The 17,154-nt window shown below is 68.4% G+C and carries 22 protein-coding genes; 15 read left to right on the top strand and 7 right to left on the bottom strand.

The features are described 5' to 3' along the window. Positions 1 to 197 precede the first annotated feature (197 nt). Positions 198 to 641: an XRE family transcriptional regulator gene (locus tag LDL21_RS03120; RefSeq protein ID WP_225278720.1), complete on the bottom strand. Its 444-nt coding sequence runs from the start codon at positions 639 to 641 to the stop codon at positions 198 to 200. Beyond that, positions 625 to 939, bottom strand: coding sequence for a hypothetical protein (locus LDL21_RS03115; protein WP_225278719.1), 315 nt, complete (start codon positions 937 to 939; stop codon positions 625 to 627). The genes LDL21_RS03120 and LDL21_RS03115 overlap by 17 nt, the downstream gene beginning before the upstream one ends. 65 nt (positions 940 to 1,004) lie before the next feature. Between LDL21_RS03115 and LDL21_RS29940 the strand changes: the two genes are divergently transcribed. Then, the gene (locus tag LDL21_RS29940; RefSeq protein ID WP_305082674.1) at positions 1,005 to 1,241 is read left to right on the top strand and encodes an antitoxin; all 237 of its coding nucleotides are present in this window, start codon (positions 1,005 to 1,007) and stop codon (positions 1,239 to 1,241) included. A gap of 90 nt (positions 1,242 to 1,331) precedes the next feature. On the opposite strand, the gene LDL21_RS03105 is transcribed toward LDL21_RS29940, so the two are convergent. Continuing rightward, positions 1,332 to 2,714 carry a cystathionine beta-synthase gene (locus LDL21_RS03105; protein ID WP_181696628.1) on the bottom strand — a complete coding sequence of 461 codons (1,383 nt, stop codon included), beginning with the start codon at positions 2,712 to 2,714 and terminating at the stop codon, positions 1,332 to 1,334. 73 nt (positions 2,715 to 2,787) lie between these two features. Further along, complete coding sequence (locus LDL21_RS03100) at positions 2,788 to 4,191, bottom strand: MFS transporter (protein ID WP_225278718.1); 1,404 nt, start codon at positions 4,189 to 4,191, stop codon at positions 2,788 to 2,790. Between the two features lie 34 nt (positions 4,192 to 4,225). Here LDL21_RS03100 and LDL21_RS03095 point away from each other — a divergent pair, with 34 nt between their 5' ends. The 4 genes from LDL21_RS03095 (at position 4,226) to LDL21_RS03080 (ending at position 7,175) form a co-directional block, all read left to right on the top strand. Then, a complete protein-coding gene (locus LDL21_RS03095; protein WP_181696630.1) occupies positions 4,226 to 5,107 on the top strand; it encodes an SGNH/GDSL hydrolase family protein in 882 nt (293 codons plus the stop codon). Positions 5,108 to 5,156: 49 nt separating this feature from the next. Then, positions 5,157 to 6,377 carry an acetyl-CoA C-acetyltransferase gene (locus LDL21_RS03090; RefSeq protein WP_067485604.1) on the top strand — a complete coding sequence of 407 codons (1,221 nt, stop codon included), beginning with the start codon at positions 5,157 to 5,159 and terminating at the stop codon, positions 6,375 to 6,377. Between the two features lie 115 nt (positions 6,378 to 6,492). After that, on the top strand, positions 6,493 to 6,759 hold the full coding sequence (locus LDL21_RS03085) for a ribbon-helix-helix domain-containing protein (protein WP_225278717.1): 267 nt from the start codon (positions 6,493 to 6,495) through the stop codon (positions 6,757 to 6,759). Beyond that, on the top strand, positions 6,756 to 7,175 hold the full coding sequence (locus LDL21_RS03080; protein WP_225278716.1) for a DNA-binding protein: 420 nt from the start codon (positions 6,756 to 6,758) through the stop codon (positions 7,173 to 7,175). Before LDL21_RS03085 ends, LDL21_RS03080 begins: the two co-directional genes overlap by 4 nt. Positions 7,176 to 7,244: 69 nt before the next feature. On the opposite strand, the gene LDL21_RS03075 is transcribed toward LDL21_RS03080, so the two are convergent. Together LDL21_RS03075 and LDL21_RS03070 are read right to left on the bottom strand one after the other, a co-directional pair. Beyond that, a complete protein-coding gene (locus LDL21_RS03075; protein WP_181696633.1) occupies positions 7,245 to 8,099 on the bottom strand; it encodes a Bax inhibitor-1/YccA family protein in 855 nt (284 codons plus the stop codon). A gap of 148 nt (positions 8,100 to 8,247) precedes the next feature. Then, positions 8,248 to 9,396 carry a class I SAM-dependent methyltransferase gene (locus LDL21_RS03070; protein ID WP_225278715.1) on the bottom strand — a complete coding sequence of 383 codons (1,149 nt, stop codon included), beginning with the start codon at positions 9,394 to 9,396 and terminating at the stop codon, positions 8,248 to 8,250. Positions 9,397 to 9,627: 231 nt separating this feature from the next. Between LDL21_RS03070 and LDL21_RS03065 the strand changes: the two genes are divergently transcribed. The 9 genes from LDL21_RS03065 (at position 9,628) to LDL21_RS03025 (ending at position 15,073) form a co-directional block, all read left to right on the top strand. Next, on the top strand, positions 9,628 to 10,206 hold the full coding sequence (locus LDL21_RS03065; protein WP_225278714.1) for an AMIN-like domain-containing (lipo)protein: 579 nt from the start codon (positions 9,628 to 9,630) through the stop codon (positions 10,204 to 10,206). 62 nt (positions 10,207 to 10,268) lie between these two features. After that, positions 10,269 to 10,691: a DUF6153 family protein gene (locus LDL21_RS03060; protein ID WP_225278713.1), complete on the top strand. Its 423-nt coding sequence runs from the start codon at positions 10,269 to 10,271 to the stop codon at positions 10,689 to 10,691. Between the two features lie 60 nt (positions 10,692 to 10,751). After that, positions 10,752 to 11,348 carry a DUF305 domain-containing protein gene (locus tag LDL21_RS03055; protein WP_225278712.1) on the top strand — a complete coding sequence of 199 codons (597 nt, stop codon included), beginning with the start codon at positions 10,752 to 10,754 and terminating at the stop codon, positions 11,346 to 11,348. Between the two features lie 118 nt (positions 11,349 to 11,466). Further along, positions 11,467 to 11,982: an Rv2240c family protein gene (locus tag LDL21_RS03050; RefSeq protein WP_067485963.1), complete on the top strand. Its 516-nt coding sequence runs from the start codon at positions 11,467 to 11,469 to the stop codon at positions 11,980 to 11,982. Positions 11,983 to 12,044: 62 nt separating this feature from the next. Beyond that, positions 12,045 to 13,373, top strand: coding sequence for a serine hydrolase domain-containing protein (locus LDL21_RS03045; protein WP_225278711.1), 1,329 nt, complete (start codon positions 12,045 to 12,047; stop codon positions 13,371 to 13,373). A gap of 70 nt (positions 13,374 to 13,443) precedes the next feature. Continuing rightward, on the top strand, positions 13,444 to 14,169 hold the full coding sequence (locus LDL21_RS03040; RefSeq protein WP_225278710.1) for a GntR family transcriptional regulator: 726 nt from the start codon (positions 13,444 to 13,446) through the stop codon (positions 14,167 to 14,169). Between the two features lie 61 nt (positions 14,170 to 14,230). After that, the gene (locus tag LDL21_RS03035) at positions 14,231 to 14,503 is read left to right on the top strand and encodes a hypothetical protein (protein ID WP_133733844.1); all 273 of its coding nucleotides are present in this window, start codon (positions 14,231 to 14,233) and stop codon (positions 14,501 to 14,503) included. A 175-nt stretch (positions 14,504 to 14,678) separates the two neighbouring features. Beyond that, entirely contained in the window at positions 14,679 to 14,834 is a 156-nt protein-coding gene (locus LDL21_RS03030) for a DUF6131 family protein (protein WP_166655728.1), read from the top strand. 29 nt (positions 14,835 to 14,863) lie between these two features. Next, the gene (locus LDL21_RS03025) at positions 14,864 to 15,073 is read left to right on the top strand and encodes a hypothetical protein (RefSeq protein WP_181696639.1); all 210 of its coding nucleotides are present in this window, start codon (positions 14,864 to 14,866) and stop codon (positions 15,071 to 15,073) included. An 18-nt stretch (positions 15,074 to 15,091) separates the two neighbouring features. Here the strand turns inward: LDL21_RS03025 and LDL21_RS03020 are convergent, their stop codons facing one another. Next, entirely contained in the window at positions 15,092 to 15,532 is a 441-nt protein-coding gene (locus tag LDL21_RS03020) for an SRPBCC family protein (RefSeq protein ID WP_181696640.1), read from the bottom strand. 124 nt (positions 15,533 to 15,656) lie between these two features. Here LDL21_RS03020 and LDL21_RS03015 point away from each other — a divergent pair, with 124 nt between their 5' ends. Further along, the gene (locus LDL21_RS03015; RefSeq protein WP_225278709.1) at positions 15,657 to 17,144 is read left to right on the top strand and encodes a peptide MFS transporter; all 1,488 of its coding nucleotides are present in this window, start codon (positions 15,657 to 15,659) and stop codon (positions 17,142 to 17,144) included. The last annotated feature ends 10 nt before the right edge of the window (positions 17,145 to 17,154 follow it).

The following is a 17,154-nucleotide window of genomic DNA, read 5'->3' as shown; positions in this document are numbered from 1 at the left end:
CGCCCTGCGGGACTTCATCGTCACTCTGATCGCGCCGCCGTTTCGCTTCCTGCGCACCCCAGACGATGTTGCGCAGCACGACGCCGGGCATGCTCGGCGTCCACTCCCGTCGGCTCAGCCATCGTCGCCACACGCCCCGCCTCGATCAACCGATCCCGTTGCGCCCACATCAACCGACCATCCGCGTCCCGAGCGGGTCACGCGACCGATCGGTGGCGGTCCGCCACGCGACGAATTCGCACCATCATCGTCGAGGAGGGGACAACCTTGCCGCTCATGTAGGTGGACAGTCGTGAGCCGGAAGTTCCCACGCTGGCGGCGAATTCGGCGCTGGTCAACCCAGAATCGGCGACCGCCCGACGCACTTCGTCGGCAACTTCTCTTCGCTCGTCGGCCTCGGCGCGCTCGCGTGCCCGCTCGAGTAGGCCCTCCATCAACTCGGCGACCCCGTAGGGACGACTGTGCGAAAGGACCTCTTCCAACCGACGCGCGATCCGCCCCCACGGATCGCGACGCAACTCCGCACCGATCCGCCGCCAATCACGAAGGTCGCCACGCTCCAACGCGGTCTGCACCGCCTCGGTCGGCCATTCCGAAACCGGCGCGTCCGGCGAGATATTCAGGTTACGAAACTGGACCATCATCCCCACCTTCCGCGAGCGCTATCGCCACTTCCCTGCACCGATCCCGTACCCGATTCCAATCGTGCCACTTGTGCTCGAGGTTGCGGTACGCGGTCAGCTGCTGAGTGACCGACGAATCAGCGGGTCGTGGATCAGCAAGCTGACGCACCACCTGAGAGGACACGGGCACGCCGTCGATCCGCTGGTCGGCGTAGTACTCATCGATATGCGCAAGCACCTCGACCGCCTCGGCGGTCCCCATCGCTTCGGTCAGTGCGGCAACATCGAGATAGTCACGGGTTTGGTTCCGTCGCACGATCAGGAAGGCCTTGATACGCAGCGTTTCCGCGACGGTCGGTACACATAACCGGCGCCCGTGGGATGCGCAGGCAAATCAGGGTTCGCCTCGACGACGCCACAGTGAGTTACCTCGACCGCACGGTTTCCGCCGGGCTGGCGCCCAGCCGCGCTGCTGTCATCGAGCAGGCCCTGGAACGGGATCGACTGCGGCGGGCAGCCGAACGCGATGCCGAAATCCTGGCAGGCTTGCGGGCAGAGGCCGACAAGGACATGAACGCGCTCGCTACCTACGCGGCAGGCGTAGGCATGGATGATTGACGTCGAGCGAATCGGGACAGCGGGCCGCCAGCTGGCGACACGCACTCCAGCTGGCCGAAGTCTGCGCACGGCCTCACATGCGGTCTGACCTCAGATCGAGCCGGTGCTGAGGAAGCCGAGCAGATCGTGGCGGGTGATTACGCCGACGGGCTTGCCGTCTTCGACGACCATCAGGGCGTCGGTGTCGGACAGGGCCTTGGTGGCGGTCGAGAGAGGTTCGCCCGAGCCGATCAGGGGGAAGGACGGGCTCATGTGCTGGGCCACCGAGTCGGTGAGCTGGGCGCGGCCCTCGAAGACGGCCGAGAGCAGGTCGCGTTCGGTGACGCTGCCTGCCACCTCGCCCGCCATCACCGGCGGTTCCGCGCCGACGACCGGCATCTGCGAGACACCGTATTCGCGCAGGATCTCGATGGCGTCGCGCAGGGTCTCCGACGGGTGGGTGTGCACCAGGTCGGGCAGCTCGCCCGACTTGCCGCGCAGCACGTCACCGACCAGCGGTTCCGGGCCCGACTCGAGCGGGGTGGTGAGGAAGCCGTAGGAGCTCATCCACTTGTCGTTGAAGATCTTCGACAGGTAGCCGCGGCCACCGTCGGGCAGCAGCACCACGACGACGGCGTCGGGGTCGCGCCGGGCGACCTCGATCGCGGCGACCACGGCCATGCCGCACGAGCCGCCGACGAGCAGGCCCTCTTCGCGGGCCAGGCGACGGGTCATCTCGAAGGAGTCGGCGTCGGAGACGGCGATGATCTCGTCGGGCACGGCCGGGTCGTAGGCGGTGGGCCAGAAGTCCTCACCGACACCCTCGACGAGGTAGGGGCGGCCGGTGCCACCGGAGTACACCGAGCCCTCGGGGTCGGCGCCGATGATCTTCACCTTCCCGCCCGAGACCTCCTTGAGGTAGCGGCCGGTGCCGGTGATGGTGCCGCCGGTGCCCACGCCCGCGACGAAGTGGGTGACCTTGCCTTCGGTGTCGGCCCAGATCTCGGGGCCGGTGGTCTCGTAGTGGCTTTCCGGGCCGCCCGGGTTGGAGTACTGGTTGGGCTTCCAGGCGCCGTCGATCTCGCGGACCAGGCGATCGGAGACGTTGTAGTAGCTGTCGGGGTGCTCCGGCGGCACGGCGGTCGGGCAGACCACGACCTCGGCGCCGTAGGCACGCAGCACGTTGCGCTTGTCCTCGCTCACCTTGTCGGGGCAGACGAACACGCACTTGTAGCCGCGCTGCTGGGCGACCAGGGCCAGGCCGACACCGGTGTTGCCCGAGGTGGGCTCGACGATCGTGCCGCCCGGCTTCAGCAGGCCCTCTTCCTCGGCGGCATCGATCATCTTGACCGCGATGCGGTCCTTGGAGCTGCCGCCCGGGTTGAGGTATTCGATCTTGGCGGCGACCAGGCCCGCGTTCGAGCCGACCACCGAGTTCAGCCGAACCAGTGGGGTGTTGCCGATGAGGTCGACGACATGATCCGCGATGCGCATGAGCTCCATAGTTGCAGAACCTCGCGCGCAGGTCGCGACCTGGTCCGACAGTGTGTGCCAGCACACCGGTCCATCACCCGGCCGCGCGGCGCCCCGACAGGCCGACAGCGGTGACGGCTGCCCCGGCGAGCACCAACCCCACGCACCACCACAGGGCGCCGCGATAGGCCGCGGTGACGGCGTCGGCGTCGGCGTAGGCGTGCCCGGAAAGCCCGACCAGCAGCGGCAACGCGGCGACCGCGAGCAACCCGGCCGTGCGCGAGACCGCGTTGTTGATGCCGCTGGCGACCCCCGCCCGACCAGCCGGTGCGGCGGCGAGGACGGTGCCGGTCAGCGGGGCGACGAGCATCGAGAGACCGAGGCCCATGGCAAGCATCCCGGGCAGGATGTCGGTCACGAAGCCGGGGTCGCGCGGCGCACCCGCCAGCAGCGCCAGCCCACCGGCCAGGATCAATGCGCCGATCACCATCGGCCTGCGTGGCCCGAACCGGGTGGCGACGGCACCGAATCGCGCCGAGAGCAGGAACATCAGCACACTGATCGGCACGCTCGCCGCCCCGGCCGCCAACGGCGACCAGCCGGCGCCGATCTGGAGGAACAGGGCGATGAACACCATCGACCCGGACAGGGCGGCGTAGACGAGCAGCGTCACCACATTGATGAGGGTGAAGACCCGGTCGGCGAACATCTCGGGCGGCACCATCGGGTACCGCGCCCGCCGTTCGACGACGACGAAGGCCGCCGCGGCGACCACACCCGTCACCGCGGCGCCGACCGTCGCGGGGGTGGCGCCGGTATCGGGCCACTTGGTCAGCGCCCAGGTGACCCCGGCCAGCGCCACCGGCGCGAGCGCGATACCGGGGAGGTCGAAGTGCTTGCCGTCGGCGCGCTCGTCGCGGGATTCGGGCGCGCCGCGCAACAGCAGCAGGGTGAGTACGGCCAACGGAAGATTGATCGCGAACGCCCACCGCCACGACAGCCCGACCAGCCAGCCACCGAGCACCGGACCGCCCGCCGTGGCGACGCCGAGCATGCCGGTCCAGGCGCCGATGGCCCGCATCCGGTCGTCACGAACGAACGACGACTCGACCAGCGCCAAGCTGCCCGGGGTCAGCAGCGCGGCGGCGACACCCTGCAGCAGTCGCGCCGCGATCAAGGTCTCGATCGTCGGCGCCAGCGCGCACAGCGCGGAGGTGACCGCGAACGCGGCCACACCCCAGGCGAACATCCGTTTGCGGCCGAACCGGTCGCCGAACGCGCCACCGACGAGGATCAGCGAGGCGAGTGCGAGGGTGTAGCCGTTGATCACCCATTGCAGCGCGGCCAGATCGGCGTGCAGTTCGGAGCCGATCCGGGGGAGCGCGACGTTGACGATGGTGCCGTCGAGAAACCCCATCCCCGAGCCGAGCACGGTGGCGGCGAGCAGCCGCCGCCCGGCCGGTTGGCCGAGTCGCAACAGCTCGGGCGCCTTCCCCACTCCCGCACCATAGTCCGCCGTAGAATTTTCGGATGTGAGCGCACCTCGAATCAGCTGGCGCACGGCCGCGGTCACCGGCGCCACGACCGTCCTCGCCGGGTCGGGCGCGGGCACCGTCTCCTGGGCGACCTACCGGTTGCTGATGACCCAGGCGGGCGCCGCACGCGCGGTGATCGGTCGCGACACCTCCAAGCCGCCAGAGGCCGACGGGGTGTACGCCCCCGGTGCGAACCGGCCCGAGCCGTGGCGCAAGAACGTGCCGTTCGACCTGCACCTGATGATCTTCGGCGACTCCACCGCCGCCGGTCTCGGCTGCCTCGGCGCTGCCGATGTGCCGGGTGTGCGTCTGGCCCGCGGGCTGGCCGAGGCCACCGGCATGCGGATCCGGTTGAGCACCAAGGCGATCTCCGGCGCCACCTCCAAGGGCCTGGCCGGACAGGTCGACGCGATGTTCGTCGCGGGCCCGCCGCCGGACGCGGCGGTGATTCTGGTCGGCGCCAACGACATCACCAAGAAGCATTCGATCCGTGCCTCGGCTCGCAGGCTCGCGCAGGCGGTATCGCGGTTGCGCGAGGCCGACGCGCTGGTCGTCGTCGGCACGTGTCCCAACCTCGGCACCGTCACCGCCATCCCGCAGCCGTTGCGCACGGTGGTGGCGAACTGGAGTGTGCGGCTCGGCAAGGCGCAGACGGTGGCGACCACGCTGGCCGGGGGAATCGCGGTGCCGATGGGCTCGCCGCTGGTGGCCTCGGAGTTCCGGGCGGCTCCCGAGATCCTCTTCGCGACCGACGGCTTCCATCCTTCGGCAGCCGGTTACGAACTCGCGGCCGCCCAGTTGTTGCCGGTGCTCGTCTCCGCGGTGCGTGGCCGCCCTGGTCTTCCTGTCGCGCAGAGCGAGACGTACATTCACGAATGAGCGGTATGTACAACAGCCGTTCGCGCCAGCCTTCCGAAAAGGAGTCCTCATGCCCGAGGCCGTCATCGTTTCCATCGCCCGCTCCCCGATCGGCCGTGCCGTCAAGGGGTCCCTGGCCGGGATGCGCCCGGACGACCTGACCGCGCAGATGGTCCAGGCCGCGCTGGCCAAGGTCCCCGCCCTCGACCCCACCCAGGTCGACGACATCATCCTCGGCACCGGCTCCCCCGCCGGTGAGGGTGGCTTCAACCAGGGGCGCATCGTCGCGGTGAAGCTCGGCCTCGACGTGGTCCCCGGCACCACCGTGCACCGCTACTGCGCCTCGTCGCTGCAGACCACCCGGATGGCCTTCCACGCGATCAAGGCAGGCGAGGGTGACGTGTTCATCTCCGCCGGTGTGGAGACCGTTTCCCGCTACGCCAAGGGTTCGGCCGACAGCTCGCCCGACACCAAGAACCCCGAGTTCGCCGAGGCCGAGGCCCGCACCGCCAAGACCGCCGAGGGCGGCGCGGGCGCGTGGCACGACCCGCGCGAGGACGGCCTGCTGCCCGACGCCTACATCGCGATGGGTCAGACCGCCGAGAACGTCGCCTCCCTCACCGGCATCAGCCGCGAGGACCAGGACCACTGGGGCGTGCGCTCGCAGAACCGCGCCGAGGAAGCCATCAAGAACGGCTTCTTCGAGCGTGAGATCACCCCGGTGACCCTGCCCGACGGCACCGTCGTCAGCAAGGACGACGGCCCGCGCGCCGGCGTCACCTACGAGGCCGTCAGCCAGCTCAAGCCGGTGTTCCGCCCCGACGGCACCGTCACCGCGGGCAACTGTTGTCCGCTCAACGACGGCGCCGCCGCGCTGGTCATCATGAGCGACACCAAGGCCAAGGAGCTCGGTCTCACCCCGCTGGCGCGCATCGTGTCCACCGGTGTCTCGGGCCTGTCCCCGGAGATCATGGGCCTCGGCCCGATCGAGGCCGTCAAGAAGGCCCTGGCCTTGGCGGGCAAGTCGGTCGCCGACATCGACCTGTTCGAGATCAACGAGGCCTTCGCCGTGCAGGTGCTCGGCTCGGCGCGTGAGCTGAAGATCGACGAGGACAAGCTCAACGTCTCCGGCGGCGCCATCGCCCTCGGCCACCCGTTCGGCATGACCGGCGCTCGCATCACCGCCACCCTGCTGAACAACCTGCAGACCTACGACAAGCAGTTCGGCGTGGAAACCATGTGCGTCGGCGGTGGCCAGGGCATGGCCATGGTCATCGAACGCCTCAGCTGATCCGTTGACATCGCGCGACGGCCTCGAGCTTCGGCTCGGGGCCGTCGCCGTTCCATGGCCGGCCACGGTGCACCATCCTTGGCGTGTCGAAAGTATTGCGAGTATGGTTCGTTATATGGCCACCAGGAAGATCACTGTCACGGTTCCCGAAGATCTCCTGGACGAGATTCGGGCCGAGGTGCCCGATCGAAGCCTGTCCGCCTATATCGCCGACGCGTTGCGTGCCCAACGCGAGCGGGATCGTTTGGTCGAGCTGGCGCAGTGGCTGCAGGACGAGCACGGACCGCTGACGGAGGCGGAACGCGCGGCGGCGATGGCCGAGGTAGCGGAAGTGGACGCCGAGCACACCCGGCGTCGCGCTTCGCAACGTCGTTCGGCATGAGCAAGAAGCGAATACCGGCCACGCGCCTGCGGGTTCAGGCGTTCGACTCGGAGGCCTTGTCGAGAGCGGTGCGCGGTGACCGAGAGATGATCGCTCGCATAGTCGTGGCCGCCGAGCTCGCCTCAGCGGTTGTGACGTCACCGATGACACTGGTCGAGGCGCACGACGGCCGGACTTCGGACTCCCGATGGGACTGGGTGCTGTCCCGGATGACGGTCCCCGAGCTCGGCAAAGACCAGGCGCGTGCCGCCCGCACATTGCTGGCGGCGACCGGTTTGCATGGGCACAAATACGCGATCGACGCGGTACTCGCGGTCGTGGCCAACGCTCAGGCGGGAGAGGTCACCGTGTACACCTCCGATGTCGACGATCTCGAGCGGTTGGTCGACCCACGAGTTGTCGTGCACGCAATCTGAGCGGTCCCCCACGACAAAGCGGCTCCCCACCGGATCGGTGGGGAGCCGCTTTTGGGTCTATCGCTTGTCTCAGTCCCGCTGGAAGTAGCTCAGCAGGCGGAGGATCTCGACGTAGAGCCAGACCAGGGTGACGGTCAGGCCGAGGGCGACGCCCCAGGCGGCCTTCTCGGGGGCCTGGGCGCGGATCAGCTGGTCGGCGGAGTCGAAGTCCAGCAGGAAGCTGAACGCGGCGATGGCGATGCAGACCAGGCTGAAGACGATGGCCAGCGGGCCGCCGTCGCGCAGGCCGAAGCCGCCGTCGGTGAAGAAGCTGGCGATCAGGTTGCCGAGCATCAGGACCAGCACACCGACCATGGCGCCGAGCAGCATGCGGGTGAATCGCGGGGTGACCCGGATCGCGCCGGTCTTGTAGACCACGAGCATGCCGAAGAACACGCCGAACGTGCCGAGCACCGCCTGACCGATCAGGGCGCTACCGCCCACACCGCCGAAGGTGACATCGGTGAACATCAGCGACAGCGCGCCGAGGAACAGACCCTCGAACGCCGCGTACGACAGTACGAGCGCCGGGTTGTCCATCTTGTTGCCAAAGCTGGCGATCATGACCAGCACGAAGCCGATCAGGCCGCCGCCGATGACGAACAGCGGCGCCAGCGACGGGTTCGCCGACGACAGCGCGAAGGAGATGATCGCCGAGACGGTGAGCACCGCGAGGGTGATACCGGTCTTGGTGACCACGTCGTCGATGGTCATGGCACGGGTGGCGGGCGCCTGCTGGTACTGCTGCCCGTACTGCTGACCGTATTCGCCGTACTGGTTGCCCAGCTGGCCTGCGCCGGTCACGCCCGAACCGAAGTTCGCGTAACCGCCGACTCCCTCTTGGCGAGGTAAGTTCTTGAACACCGGATTCGATGAGGTACGCACCGTGCGCCTTTCCTGGAGTGATGAAACGTCGTACAGCTCCAACTGCCCTGTTCAACGTGTCGCGAACGGACAAAGTTCCCGGCGGCGCAAGCACTGATCGCACCACCGTCCGTTCGGACAAATCGGACTCTACCCCGTCGGAGCGCCCCTATCGTTGTACGTCGCGCAGGCCACGGACAGACCGCGTCACCGTGAATTTCTGGTTCCGGTCGATCACGTCGGTCCGCCCGACCATCCGTTCCACCACACCCCGATAGTTCAGGTGCGAGTTGTACACGGTCCACAGCTCGCCCCCCGGGCGGAGCACCCGGCCGGTCTCGGCGAACATCTTGATGGCCGAACCGGTGTGCACGGCCGCGCCCACATGGAACGGCGGATTGCACAGCACCAGATCGGCACTGTTGTCGGCGGCCGAGGACATGGCGTCGTCGCGCACCACCGTGACGCGGTCGTCGACCCCGTTGGCGGCGGCGGTCGCCCGGGCCGAGGCGACGGCGGCACAGGACTGATCGGTGCCGACCACCCGGATACGTGGGCGCGACTTGGCCAGGGCCACCGCGAGAATGCCGGTGCCGCAACCGAGGTCGATGGCCTCGCGGGCGTCGGGCTTCATCCGGTCCAGGTGTTCGAGCAGGAACCGGGTACCGATGTCGAGGCGTGGGCCGGAGAACGCGGCACCGTAGGCGACCACGTCACCGTCGATCTCGATGATGTTCTCGCGCACCGGGAATCGTGGTTCGCCGACGGGTAGCGGTTCGCTGACGACGAGCACCCGCGACTTCTGCCTGCCCCGGCCCGCCCGCACCTGACGGAACGTTTCGGCGAACACCTCGTTCATGGTCGGGGTGAGGTATTTGTCGCGGCCACCGGCGTAGACGACGACGTCGTCGGCGGCGTAGCGGGCGATGGCCTCGGCGATCTCGGCGAGCCCGGCGAGCATTTTCGGCAACCGCATCACGACCACGCGGGCACCGGTGAGCAGGTCCGCGTCGAGGCCGTGCACGGTGAAACGGTCGGCGAGGCCGAGGTTCTTGGCGTTGCCTGCCAGCGCGAGTTCGCCGGTGAGCAGGTCCTGGTGCACCCGGATGCCGGTGTGTCCGTGCCTTACCGCGGCCCCGAGGGTCAGCGCGCCGTAGGCGTCGCCGATCACCGCCACCTCGCCGCTGCCCGCAGCCGCGAGCGCGTCGGCGGCGGTATCGAGAATCAACCGATCCGCGGCGTCGACGGCATAGAGGTTCGGCGCCTCCACGTCCGGATACCGGCGCAGCCGGGTGAATACGTCCTCGACACTGTCCACGCGACAAGTGTGCTAGATCGTTGCCCCATCGTCACATCCGCCCCTGCCGCACATCGGAACCGACGCCCACATATGCGTACCGAGCATGGAAAAGACTGACGGCGAACGGGTTACAGCGATGCGGGCCGACCGCGCTGATCCCGCGGTGCACGCGCCCAGCAAACTCACAGCCTGGACACGCGCCCGGGTGATTCCCGCACCCCTCGAGTTCACCTGAGTACCATCGGTCACATGCGCAACGCCCCCGTGTTCGTGCTGATCGCCGCCGCGGCTCTGGTCCTGCCGAGCTGCGGTTCCGACGACGCGCCCGCCGCGACGCCCCCGACGACGACAACGAGCACCGCGAGCACATTCGCCGACGCCACCGGTCCGCGCGACAACGACGCGAAGTCGGGCGAGGCGAGCGACGGCGCCGCACTCACCGTCACCGACGTGCGCCTCGGCCACCACCCCGGCTACGACCGCGTCGTCTACACCCTCGGCGGCACCGGTACCCCCGGCTGGCAGGTGGCCTACACCGACAACGCCGTGCAGGATGCCAGCGGCAAGGCCGTGAACGTGGCGGGCAGCTCGATCCTGGAAGTGCGCATCCTCGGTTCGGCCTACCCGTTCGACTCCCCCGTTCCCCCGTTCGCCGGGCCCGACCCGGTCACCGATCCAAGTACGCCGCGCATCACCGGCGTCTACAAGTCGGTGGTCTATGAAGGCGTCACCCAGTCGTTCATCGGGCTCGACGCCGACCGTCCCGGTTTCACCGTAAGCACCCTCTCCGATCCACCGCGCCTCGTCGTCGACGTCGCGAACGACTAGTTCTACCCCTACCGCGTGCGGGTATTGCGTGGAGCCCCTGAGCACTGGTTAGACTCGTCGCCGTGACCGTCCAGCTGTCGTACGCGCGCCTCGCGAGGGCCTTCGCCGTCGTGCTGCTGCTGGCCGGAATCGTCGCCATGCACTCGGCGGTATTCGTCACCTCCGCACACGACACCTCCGCTCACGCGCACGGAAACGCCGCCCACACAGCCGTCGGTCCGGCTGTCGAAGCGGTACCGGCGCAGAGCGACTCGACGAAGGACCACGGCTGCGGCAGCGGCGGATGCACCGAACACGCGGCCGTCCACGGTTGCGTGTTCATCCTCGTCGCCTTGGCCATCGTGCTCGGCTGGATGCTGCTGACCAGGCTCACCGAGGACGCCGACGCCATTCGCCGGGCCCGCAGAACTTGGCGCGGCAGACGCGAACGGCCACCTCCCTGGACCGTCCTCTCCCTATCCCAACTGGCGATTCTGCGGATCTGACAGGTCCGCCCACGCGGCCCCTGTCCGACACCCCACACCCGAATCCCAGGAGGATCACCCATGTCCATCACCCGTACCGTTCTCGCCCTCGCCGCTGTCGCGGTGGTCGCCGCCGGGTGCGGCGACGACTCGACCACGCACACCACCGAGCACTCCTCGACGACGACGGCGAGCACGACGAGCGCCACGGCCCGCACCGACTTCGACGACGCCGATGTGACGTTCCTGCAGATGATGTACCCGCATCACGCGCAGGCGGTCGAGATGTCGAAGATGGTGCCGAGCCGGACCCAGAACCAGCAGCTCATCGCGCTGGCCGCCCAGATCGAGCAGGCGCAGGCACCGGAGATGCGCCAGATCACCGACCTGCTGACCAGCTTCGGCAAGCCCGCACCGAGCGCCGAGGGCCACGGCGGCCACGGCATGCCGGGCATGATGACCGAGGAACAGATGAGCGCGCTGGAAGCGGCGAACGGCGCCGAGTTCGACCGGCAGTGGCTGCAGATGATGATCGAGCACCACCAGGGCGCGGTCGCCATGGCCCAGACCGAGCTGGCAGAGGGAACCAACCCGGAGGCAAAGCAGCTCGCCACCAAGATCGTCGCCGATCAGGAGGGTGAGATCGCGACCATGCGCGGCATGCTCGGACAGGGCTGACCCGAGGTGGCGCCGCGCCGGACCGGCGTGGCGCCACCTGATCGTCCCGAAGCCAGTACGGTCGATGTGTTCGGCCACCGCGACGGTGACCGACGCTCCGGCGAGGGAGGAGAGACAGGTGCTGGTACGGGAACGAATGGGGCTCGGCACCGCGCTGGTTGTCGTAGCGGGCGCGCTCACGCTGGCCGCCTGCACCAATCAGGTACCCGGTACCGCCGAGGCCAACCTCACCGATCTCGCCTCCTACACCTCCGAAGTCGCGGCCTCCTCCACCGCGAAGGTGAAGGCGGCCAACGACTCGGCCTGCGACGGACTGCGCGCGGCCAACAAGAGCTCGGTCGCCTCGTTCAATGCCTATATCGAGGCGAGCAACAACCGGGCCCCCGACACCGACACCAAGGCCAACGAGGCGGTTCCGGTGCTGCGCAACAATGCCAAGGACGTCGATCGCAAGGTCACAACGGATGTCATCGCCGAGCTGGCCGACCCGCTGCGCACCTACCGCGACAAGACCAACCTGCTCGCCGACACCCTCGAGCGCCGGGCGCCCACCGACGAACTCAACGGTGTGATCGATCAGTTCAACGCGTCCAAGGATGCGGCGATCGAGGTCTGCAAGCCCTACGGTCGCTAGGCACGTAACAGGAACATCACCGTTCGCGATTGCCACTCCGAGACCAGCCATCGGAGGATTGCGTGCGTGGGTTCCTGAAATACGGTGCGTCGATTGCGGTTACCGCATTGTCGCTGACCTCGGCGGCACTGCTGCCCGTCGCGGCGGCCGACCCACCGGCCGCGCGGCACTGCGAGGTCAGCACCGGACGCACACCGCAGGCGGCCTCTCCCGCCGAGGTCGCCCTCGACCCCGATCGGGTCGCCGAGGCCATGCGCCTGGCCGTCGACCCCACCCGCTTCAACATCCAGCTCTACCGCAACAACTGCCTGGTGGCCGCAGGCCCACGCAACGCCGAATCCGGTGGGGTGCCGTGGAATCTGTGGAGCGGGACCAAGAGCGTCGTCGCGCTGATCGCGGGCGCGGCGGTCGACGAGGGCAGGCTCGACGTCGACGCGCCCATCGGCCGCTACCTGCCCGAGGAACTCGGCGACGAGGGGCACCGGGCGATCACCGTGCGCAATCTGCTCACCGAATCCTCCGGGATGGAGGTGGCGATCGCCGCCGAGGGCGCGACCGGGCTGGCCCAGCTGGACCCGAACGTCGTCGCCCAGGCGCTCGCGATGCCGATCGAACGCCCACAGGGCACCCAGTTCCGCTACAGCCAGCGCGCTGTCGACCTGCTCGTCTACGTCATCGCGCAGGCCGTCGGCGAGGACTTCCAGGACTTCGCCCAGCGAAAGCTGTTCGACCCGTTGGGCATCGAACGCACCGACTACTACTGGGCCCGCGATCGCGCCGGAAACACCTACGGTCACGCGCATCTGCTGCTCCCGCCGGACGACTTCGCGAAACTCGGTCTGCTCGTGGGCAACCGGGGCCGATGGAACGAGCAGCAGGTGATCTCGGACGCCTACCTGCGCGAGGCGTTGTCGCCGTCGCGGGCCATGCCCTGTTACGGCTTCCTCTTCGTCGTCAACGGCGCGCCCTGCCGCCTCGAATTTCCCGGCCTGCCCGACGATGCCGTGAAGATGTCGGGAATGCTGCGCAACGACAGTTACATCGTGCCGAGCCTCGGGCTGGTGCTGAACTGGACCGGCGTCGCCACCCCCGGCATCTCGACGACCTACACCCATGACGTGATGCGCAGGCTGGTCTCGTCGTTCCGCGATGTCGCGGTGCCGGATCCGGGACCGTATCGGGAGAAGCCGGACGTGAGTGTCACCGATCCGATGATCGCTCGGCCCGATCCGGTGTTCGGCACCTTCGGCCTCGGCCCCTACGCCTATCCGGGCTGCGGTTTCGTCGAATGTCTCGGCGAGACACCGAAAGCCCCGTTCGCCGACACCCCGCCGGGGTGCGTGGTGCTCGGCTGCGTCGGCCCCGACCCGCGCACTCCCGGCATCCGCTGACGGCTGGCGTATCCTCGACAACGACCGGACAGGACCAGTAGGGACCGGTTCGTCGAGAGGAGCCAGCCCCATGCCAGCACCGCTGCGAGACAGCGCAGTGCCCAAGCATGAACAGTTGCGCGCGATCCTGCTGCAGAAATGCACGCGCGAACTCCAGCCCGGCGATCTGCTCACCAGCGAGCGAAACCTGATGCAGGACTACGGCGTCAGCCGGATCACCGTGCGCGAGGCGGTCGGTCAGCTGGTGAACGAAGGCTATCTGGTCCGGGTCCGCGGCAAGGGCACCTTCGTCGCCCACCGGCCGGTGCAGTCGCGGTTGCATCTGGCCTCTTTCACCGAGGAGATGCGCGCCCTCGGCCATCAGCCGAGCACCCTGGTGCTGGTCGCCGAGGAGGCCACCGCGCCCGAGCCGACAGCCCGTGCGCTACGGCTGCCACAGGGCGCGCGCGCCTACCACGTGCGCCGGTTGCGCCTGGCCGACGACGACGCGGTGAGCGTCGACGACGCGTGGTTCAACCCGGAGCTCGTGCCCGATCTCATCGCTCACGATCTCACCGGCTCGCTGTATCGCCTGGCCGCCGACCGCTACAACAGGCCGATCGAACGCGCCGAGCAGACGGTCGACGCGCAAGCCGCCGACACGGGGATCGCCGCGCTGCTCGGCGTCCGCAAGGGCGCACCCGTTCTGCATTTCGACCGGGTGTCGTTCAGCGCCGACGTGCCGATCGAGCACACCCACAGCTGGTATCGCTCCGATCGGTACCGGGTGCAGATGGAAGTCGGAAGAAGCTCCTGAAACACTCGTATTTCAGATACCGTATGGGCGCTATCACAGTGAAGTGCTCGGAGGTATCACCGTGTCCCTGTCCCCCACCCTCACCCGCGCGGGCGTGCTGACCGCGCTGGCCGCCACCGCCTTGCTCACCGCGGGCGGCACCGCCAACGCCGTCGGCAGCGCCGATTGGGATCTGCTCCCGTCCGGCTCGGTGGTGATCGGCCCGCCCACCGGCAGCGCGGGCTCGGTCGACATCGGTCTGCCGACCGGTTCGGTCGACGCCGACTTCGGCTCGAGCGCGCCCACTCCGCCCCCGCCCTCGGGTTCGGCCGTAATGCCGGGCTCCGCAGGCTGATTCACGCGGCGCGTCATCTCGGAGAGGTGACGCGCCGCACTCGGAACGGCACCGATCGCGCTGCGAATCCGTTCCGGGGCAACCGAAGCTGTTTCCTCTTCACCGAACCGGGCATACGCCCCACGAGACGCGCCACCCGGTGCGTCCGATCGTTACCCGAACAGGTGAGCTTCACATGATTCTTCTCGGTGCAATTCTTCTCATCGCCGGCCTCGTCTTCGGCATCCCGATTCTCAACACCGTTGGTGTGATCGTGCTCGTCATCGGCCTCGCGCTACTCATCGCGGGCAGCATCGGGCGTCCGGTCGCCGGTCGCAGGCACTACTACTGAGCTGGGCCTGCCATCGGAAAGGACACGTCATGACGAATACACCGCGCATCGCTTCGATCGTTGTGCTGGTCTGGTTACTGATCGGTGTCCTTGCCGCAGGTCAACGCGGCTACTACACCGAGCGCGACCAGAACTGCGCTTCGTTGGGCACCATCGCGATCACCATGATCGCGGGCCCGCTCAACTACATGGGCGTCAACCCGAAGGTCGACGACTGCGAACTCCCGCAACCCAGCTAGCCGGAATCCGCGCGCGAGCTACCGTGCTCGCGCGCGGATCAGGGCTGCCAACCGTTCCAGAGATTCCTGATTACGCGCGGCGAAGGCCACGTCCTGGGCCAGTCCCGGGATCAGGCTGGCCGGGCCGCGCGCGGCGCGTTCGGTCATCCGGATCGTCGTGCGCCCCGGCTCGGCCTCGGCGAGGGTGATCCGGATCCAGGCCGACCCGATAGACCACAGCCGCGCCTCCAATTCCAGCCGGTGCGGCGGTTCGACCGTGCGCACCTCGGTGGTGTCACCGATGAGCACCGGCCACAGCCCGAAGCGGTAGTGGATACGGCTGCCGACGGCGGGCCACTCGGGGTCCACTTCGCGGATGTGCGAGGCACCGACCACCCAGCTGGCGTACAGCCAGCCGTCGGACAGCGTCGCGAACGCGACCTCGCACGCCACCGGCACGGTCACCTGGGCAGTCAGCACCAGACCAGCGTAATTCCCGCCCGCCCGGTCGGCGCGGCGACGCGGGCCCCGGCCTGCGGCACGCCGAAGGATGACAGATGCGGGAAAATTGCTGTACATCGTTTCGACGTGGGATCGTTCCTCTATGTCCACGCAACACACCCGGCTCGGCGACCAGCCCGGGCCCGCCGATCCGGCGCCCGAACGTACCCTGTTCGGGCATCCGATCGGGCTGACGAATCTCTTCGGCGTCGAGCTGTGGGAGCGTTTCTCCTTCTACGGCATGCTGACGATCCTCGGCTACTACCTGTACTACACCGCCGCGGACGGCGGACTCGGGATCGCGCAGAGCACGGCGCTCGGCATCGTCGGCGCCTACGGCGGACTGGTATACCTCTCCACGGTCCTCGGCGGGTGGATTGCCGACCGGGTGCTGGGCATGGAACGCACCGTGTTCTACGGCGGTGTCGTGGTGATGGCGGGCCATCTCGCGCTGGCCGTGTTGCCCGGATTGGCCGGTGTCGGTGTGGGTTTGGTGCTCGTGGCACTCGGCAGCGGCGCGTTGAAGGCCAACGCCTCCTCGCTGCTCGGCACCCTCTACGCGCCCTCGGACGCGCGCGTGGACGGCGGCTTCACCCTCTTCTATCTCGGCATCAACATCGGTGCCTTCACCGGTCCGCTGCTCACGGGTCTGCTGCAGCGCGAATGGGGATTCCACGTCGGCTTCGGCGCGGCGGCGGTCGGCATGGCGCTCGGCCTGACCCAGTACGTGATCTTCCGGCGCAACCTCGGCACGCACGGGCGTGAAGTGCCCAACCCGGTGACGCGCGCCGAACTGCGGCCGGTGCTGACCGGGGTCGCCGTGGCCGCCGTGGTGGCGGGCCTGGCGATCTGGGCGGGCTGGATCACCCTCGACAATCTCTCCGATGTCACCACCGGCATCATCGTCATCGCGTCCATCGCCTATTTCACGGTGATGCTCACGAGCGCGAAGGTGGAGCCGGTCGAACGCACCCGGGTGGTGGCGTTCATCCCGCTGTTCCTGGCGAATGCGGTGTTCTGGTCGCTGTTCCAGCAGATGTTCACCATGCTCGCGGTGTACTCCGACGAGCGCATCGACTGGCGCATCTTCGGCTGGGAGGCACCGGCCAGCTGGATCGGCTCGGTGGAACCGGTGTGGATCATCGCGCTCTCGCCGCTGTTCGCGCTGCTGTGGACCAAACTCGGCAACCGGGCGCCGAGCACACCGATCAAGTTCGCGCTCGGCGTCATCGGCATGGGTATCGCGTTCTGGTTGTTCGCGCTGCTGTCGGGCTTCGAGGGCAGAACCGTTCCCGTGCTCGCCGTGTTCGCCATCCTCGGCGGTTTCGCGGTCTCGGAACTGCTGCTGTCCCCGATCGGCCTCGCGGTGACCACACACCTCGCGCCCGCCGCGTTCCGCTCCCAGATGATGGCGCTGTACTTCTTCTCGGTCGGCATCGGCACGTCGATGGCGGGCACGCTGGCCCGCTATTACAGCCCCGACAGCGAAGGCGTGTACTTCGGCGTCAGCGGTGCGGCCGCCATCGCGGCCGGACTCGTCGTCGCGGCCTGCGCGCCGTGGATCAAACGGCACATGCAGGGTGTGCACTGACCCGCCGGGG

This window comes from Nocardia rosealba, assembly GCF_020216065.1.
GTDB classification, from domain to species: domain Bacteria; phylum Actinomycetota; class Actinomycetes; order Mycobacteriales; family Mycobacteriaceae; genus Nocardia; species Nocardia rosealba.
Note: the sequence above shows the minus strand (reverse complement) of the source record. Positions and strands in the feature narration are given on the sequence as shown.

Excerpts from the sequence above, each read along its gene's own strand:
- LDL21_RS03120 (WP_225278720.1), bottom strand. The coding sequence starts at position 641 with ATGGTCCAGTTTCGTAACCTGAATATCTCGCCGGACGCGCCGGTTTCG.
- LDL21_RS29940 (WP_305082674.1), top strand. The coding sequence starts at position 1,005 with ATGCGCAGGCAAATCAGGGTTCGCCTCGACGACGCCACAGTGAGTTAC.
- LDL21_RS03105 (WP_181696628.1), bottom strand. The coding sequence starts at position 2,714 with ATGCGCATCGCGGATCATGTCGTCGACCTCATCGGCAACACCCCACTG.
- LDL21_RS03090 (WP_067485604.1), top strand. The coding sequence starts at position 5,157 with ATGCCCGAGGCCGTCATCGTTTCCATCGCCCGCTCCCCGATCGGCCGT.
- LDL21_RS03085 (WP_225278717.1), top strand. The coding sequence starts at position 6,493 with ATGGCCACCAGGAAGATCACTGTCACGGTTCCCGAAGATCTCCTGGAC.
- LDL21_RS03080 (WP_225278716.1), top strand. The coding sequence starts at position 6,756 with ATGAGCAAGAAGCGAATACCGGCCACGCGCCTGCGGGTTCAGGCGTTC.
- LDL21_RS03065 (WP_225278714.1), top strand. The coding sequence starts at position 9,628 with ATGCGCAACGCCCCCGTGTTCGTGCTGATCGCCGCCGCGGCTCTGGTC.
- LDL21_RS03055 (WP_225278712.1), top strand. The coding sequence starts at position 10,752 with ATGTCCATCACCCGTACCGTTCTCGCCCTCGCCGCTGTCGCGGTGGTC.
- LDL21_RS03040 (WP_225278710.1), top strand. The coding sequence starts at position 13,444 with ATGCCAGCACCGCTGCGAGACAGCGCAGTGCCCAAGCATGAACAGTTG.
- LDL21_RS03030 (WP_166655728.1), top strand. The coding sequence starts at position 14,679 with ATGATTCTTCTCGGTGCAATTCTTCTCATCGCCGGCCTCGTCTTCGGC.
- LDL21_RS03025 (WP_181696639.1), top strand. The coding sequence starts at position 14,864 with ATGACGAATACACCGCGCATCGCTTCGATCGTTGTGCTGGTCTGGTTA.
- LDL21_RS03015 (WP_225278709.1), top strand. The coding sequence starts at position 15,657 with ATGTCCACGCAACACACCCGGCTCGGCGACCAGCCCGGGCCCGCCGAT.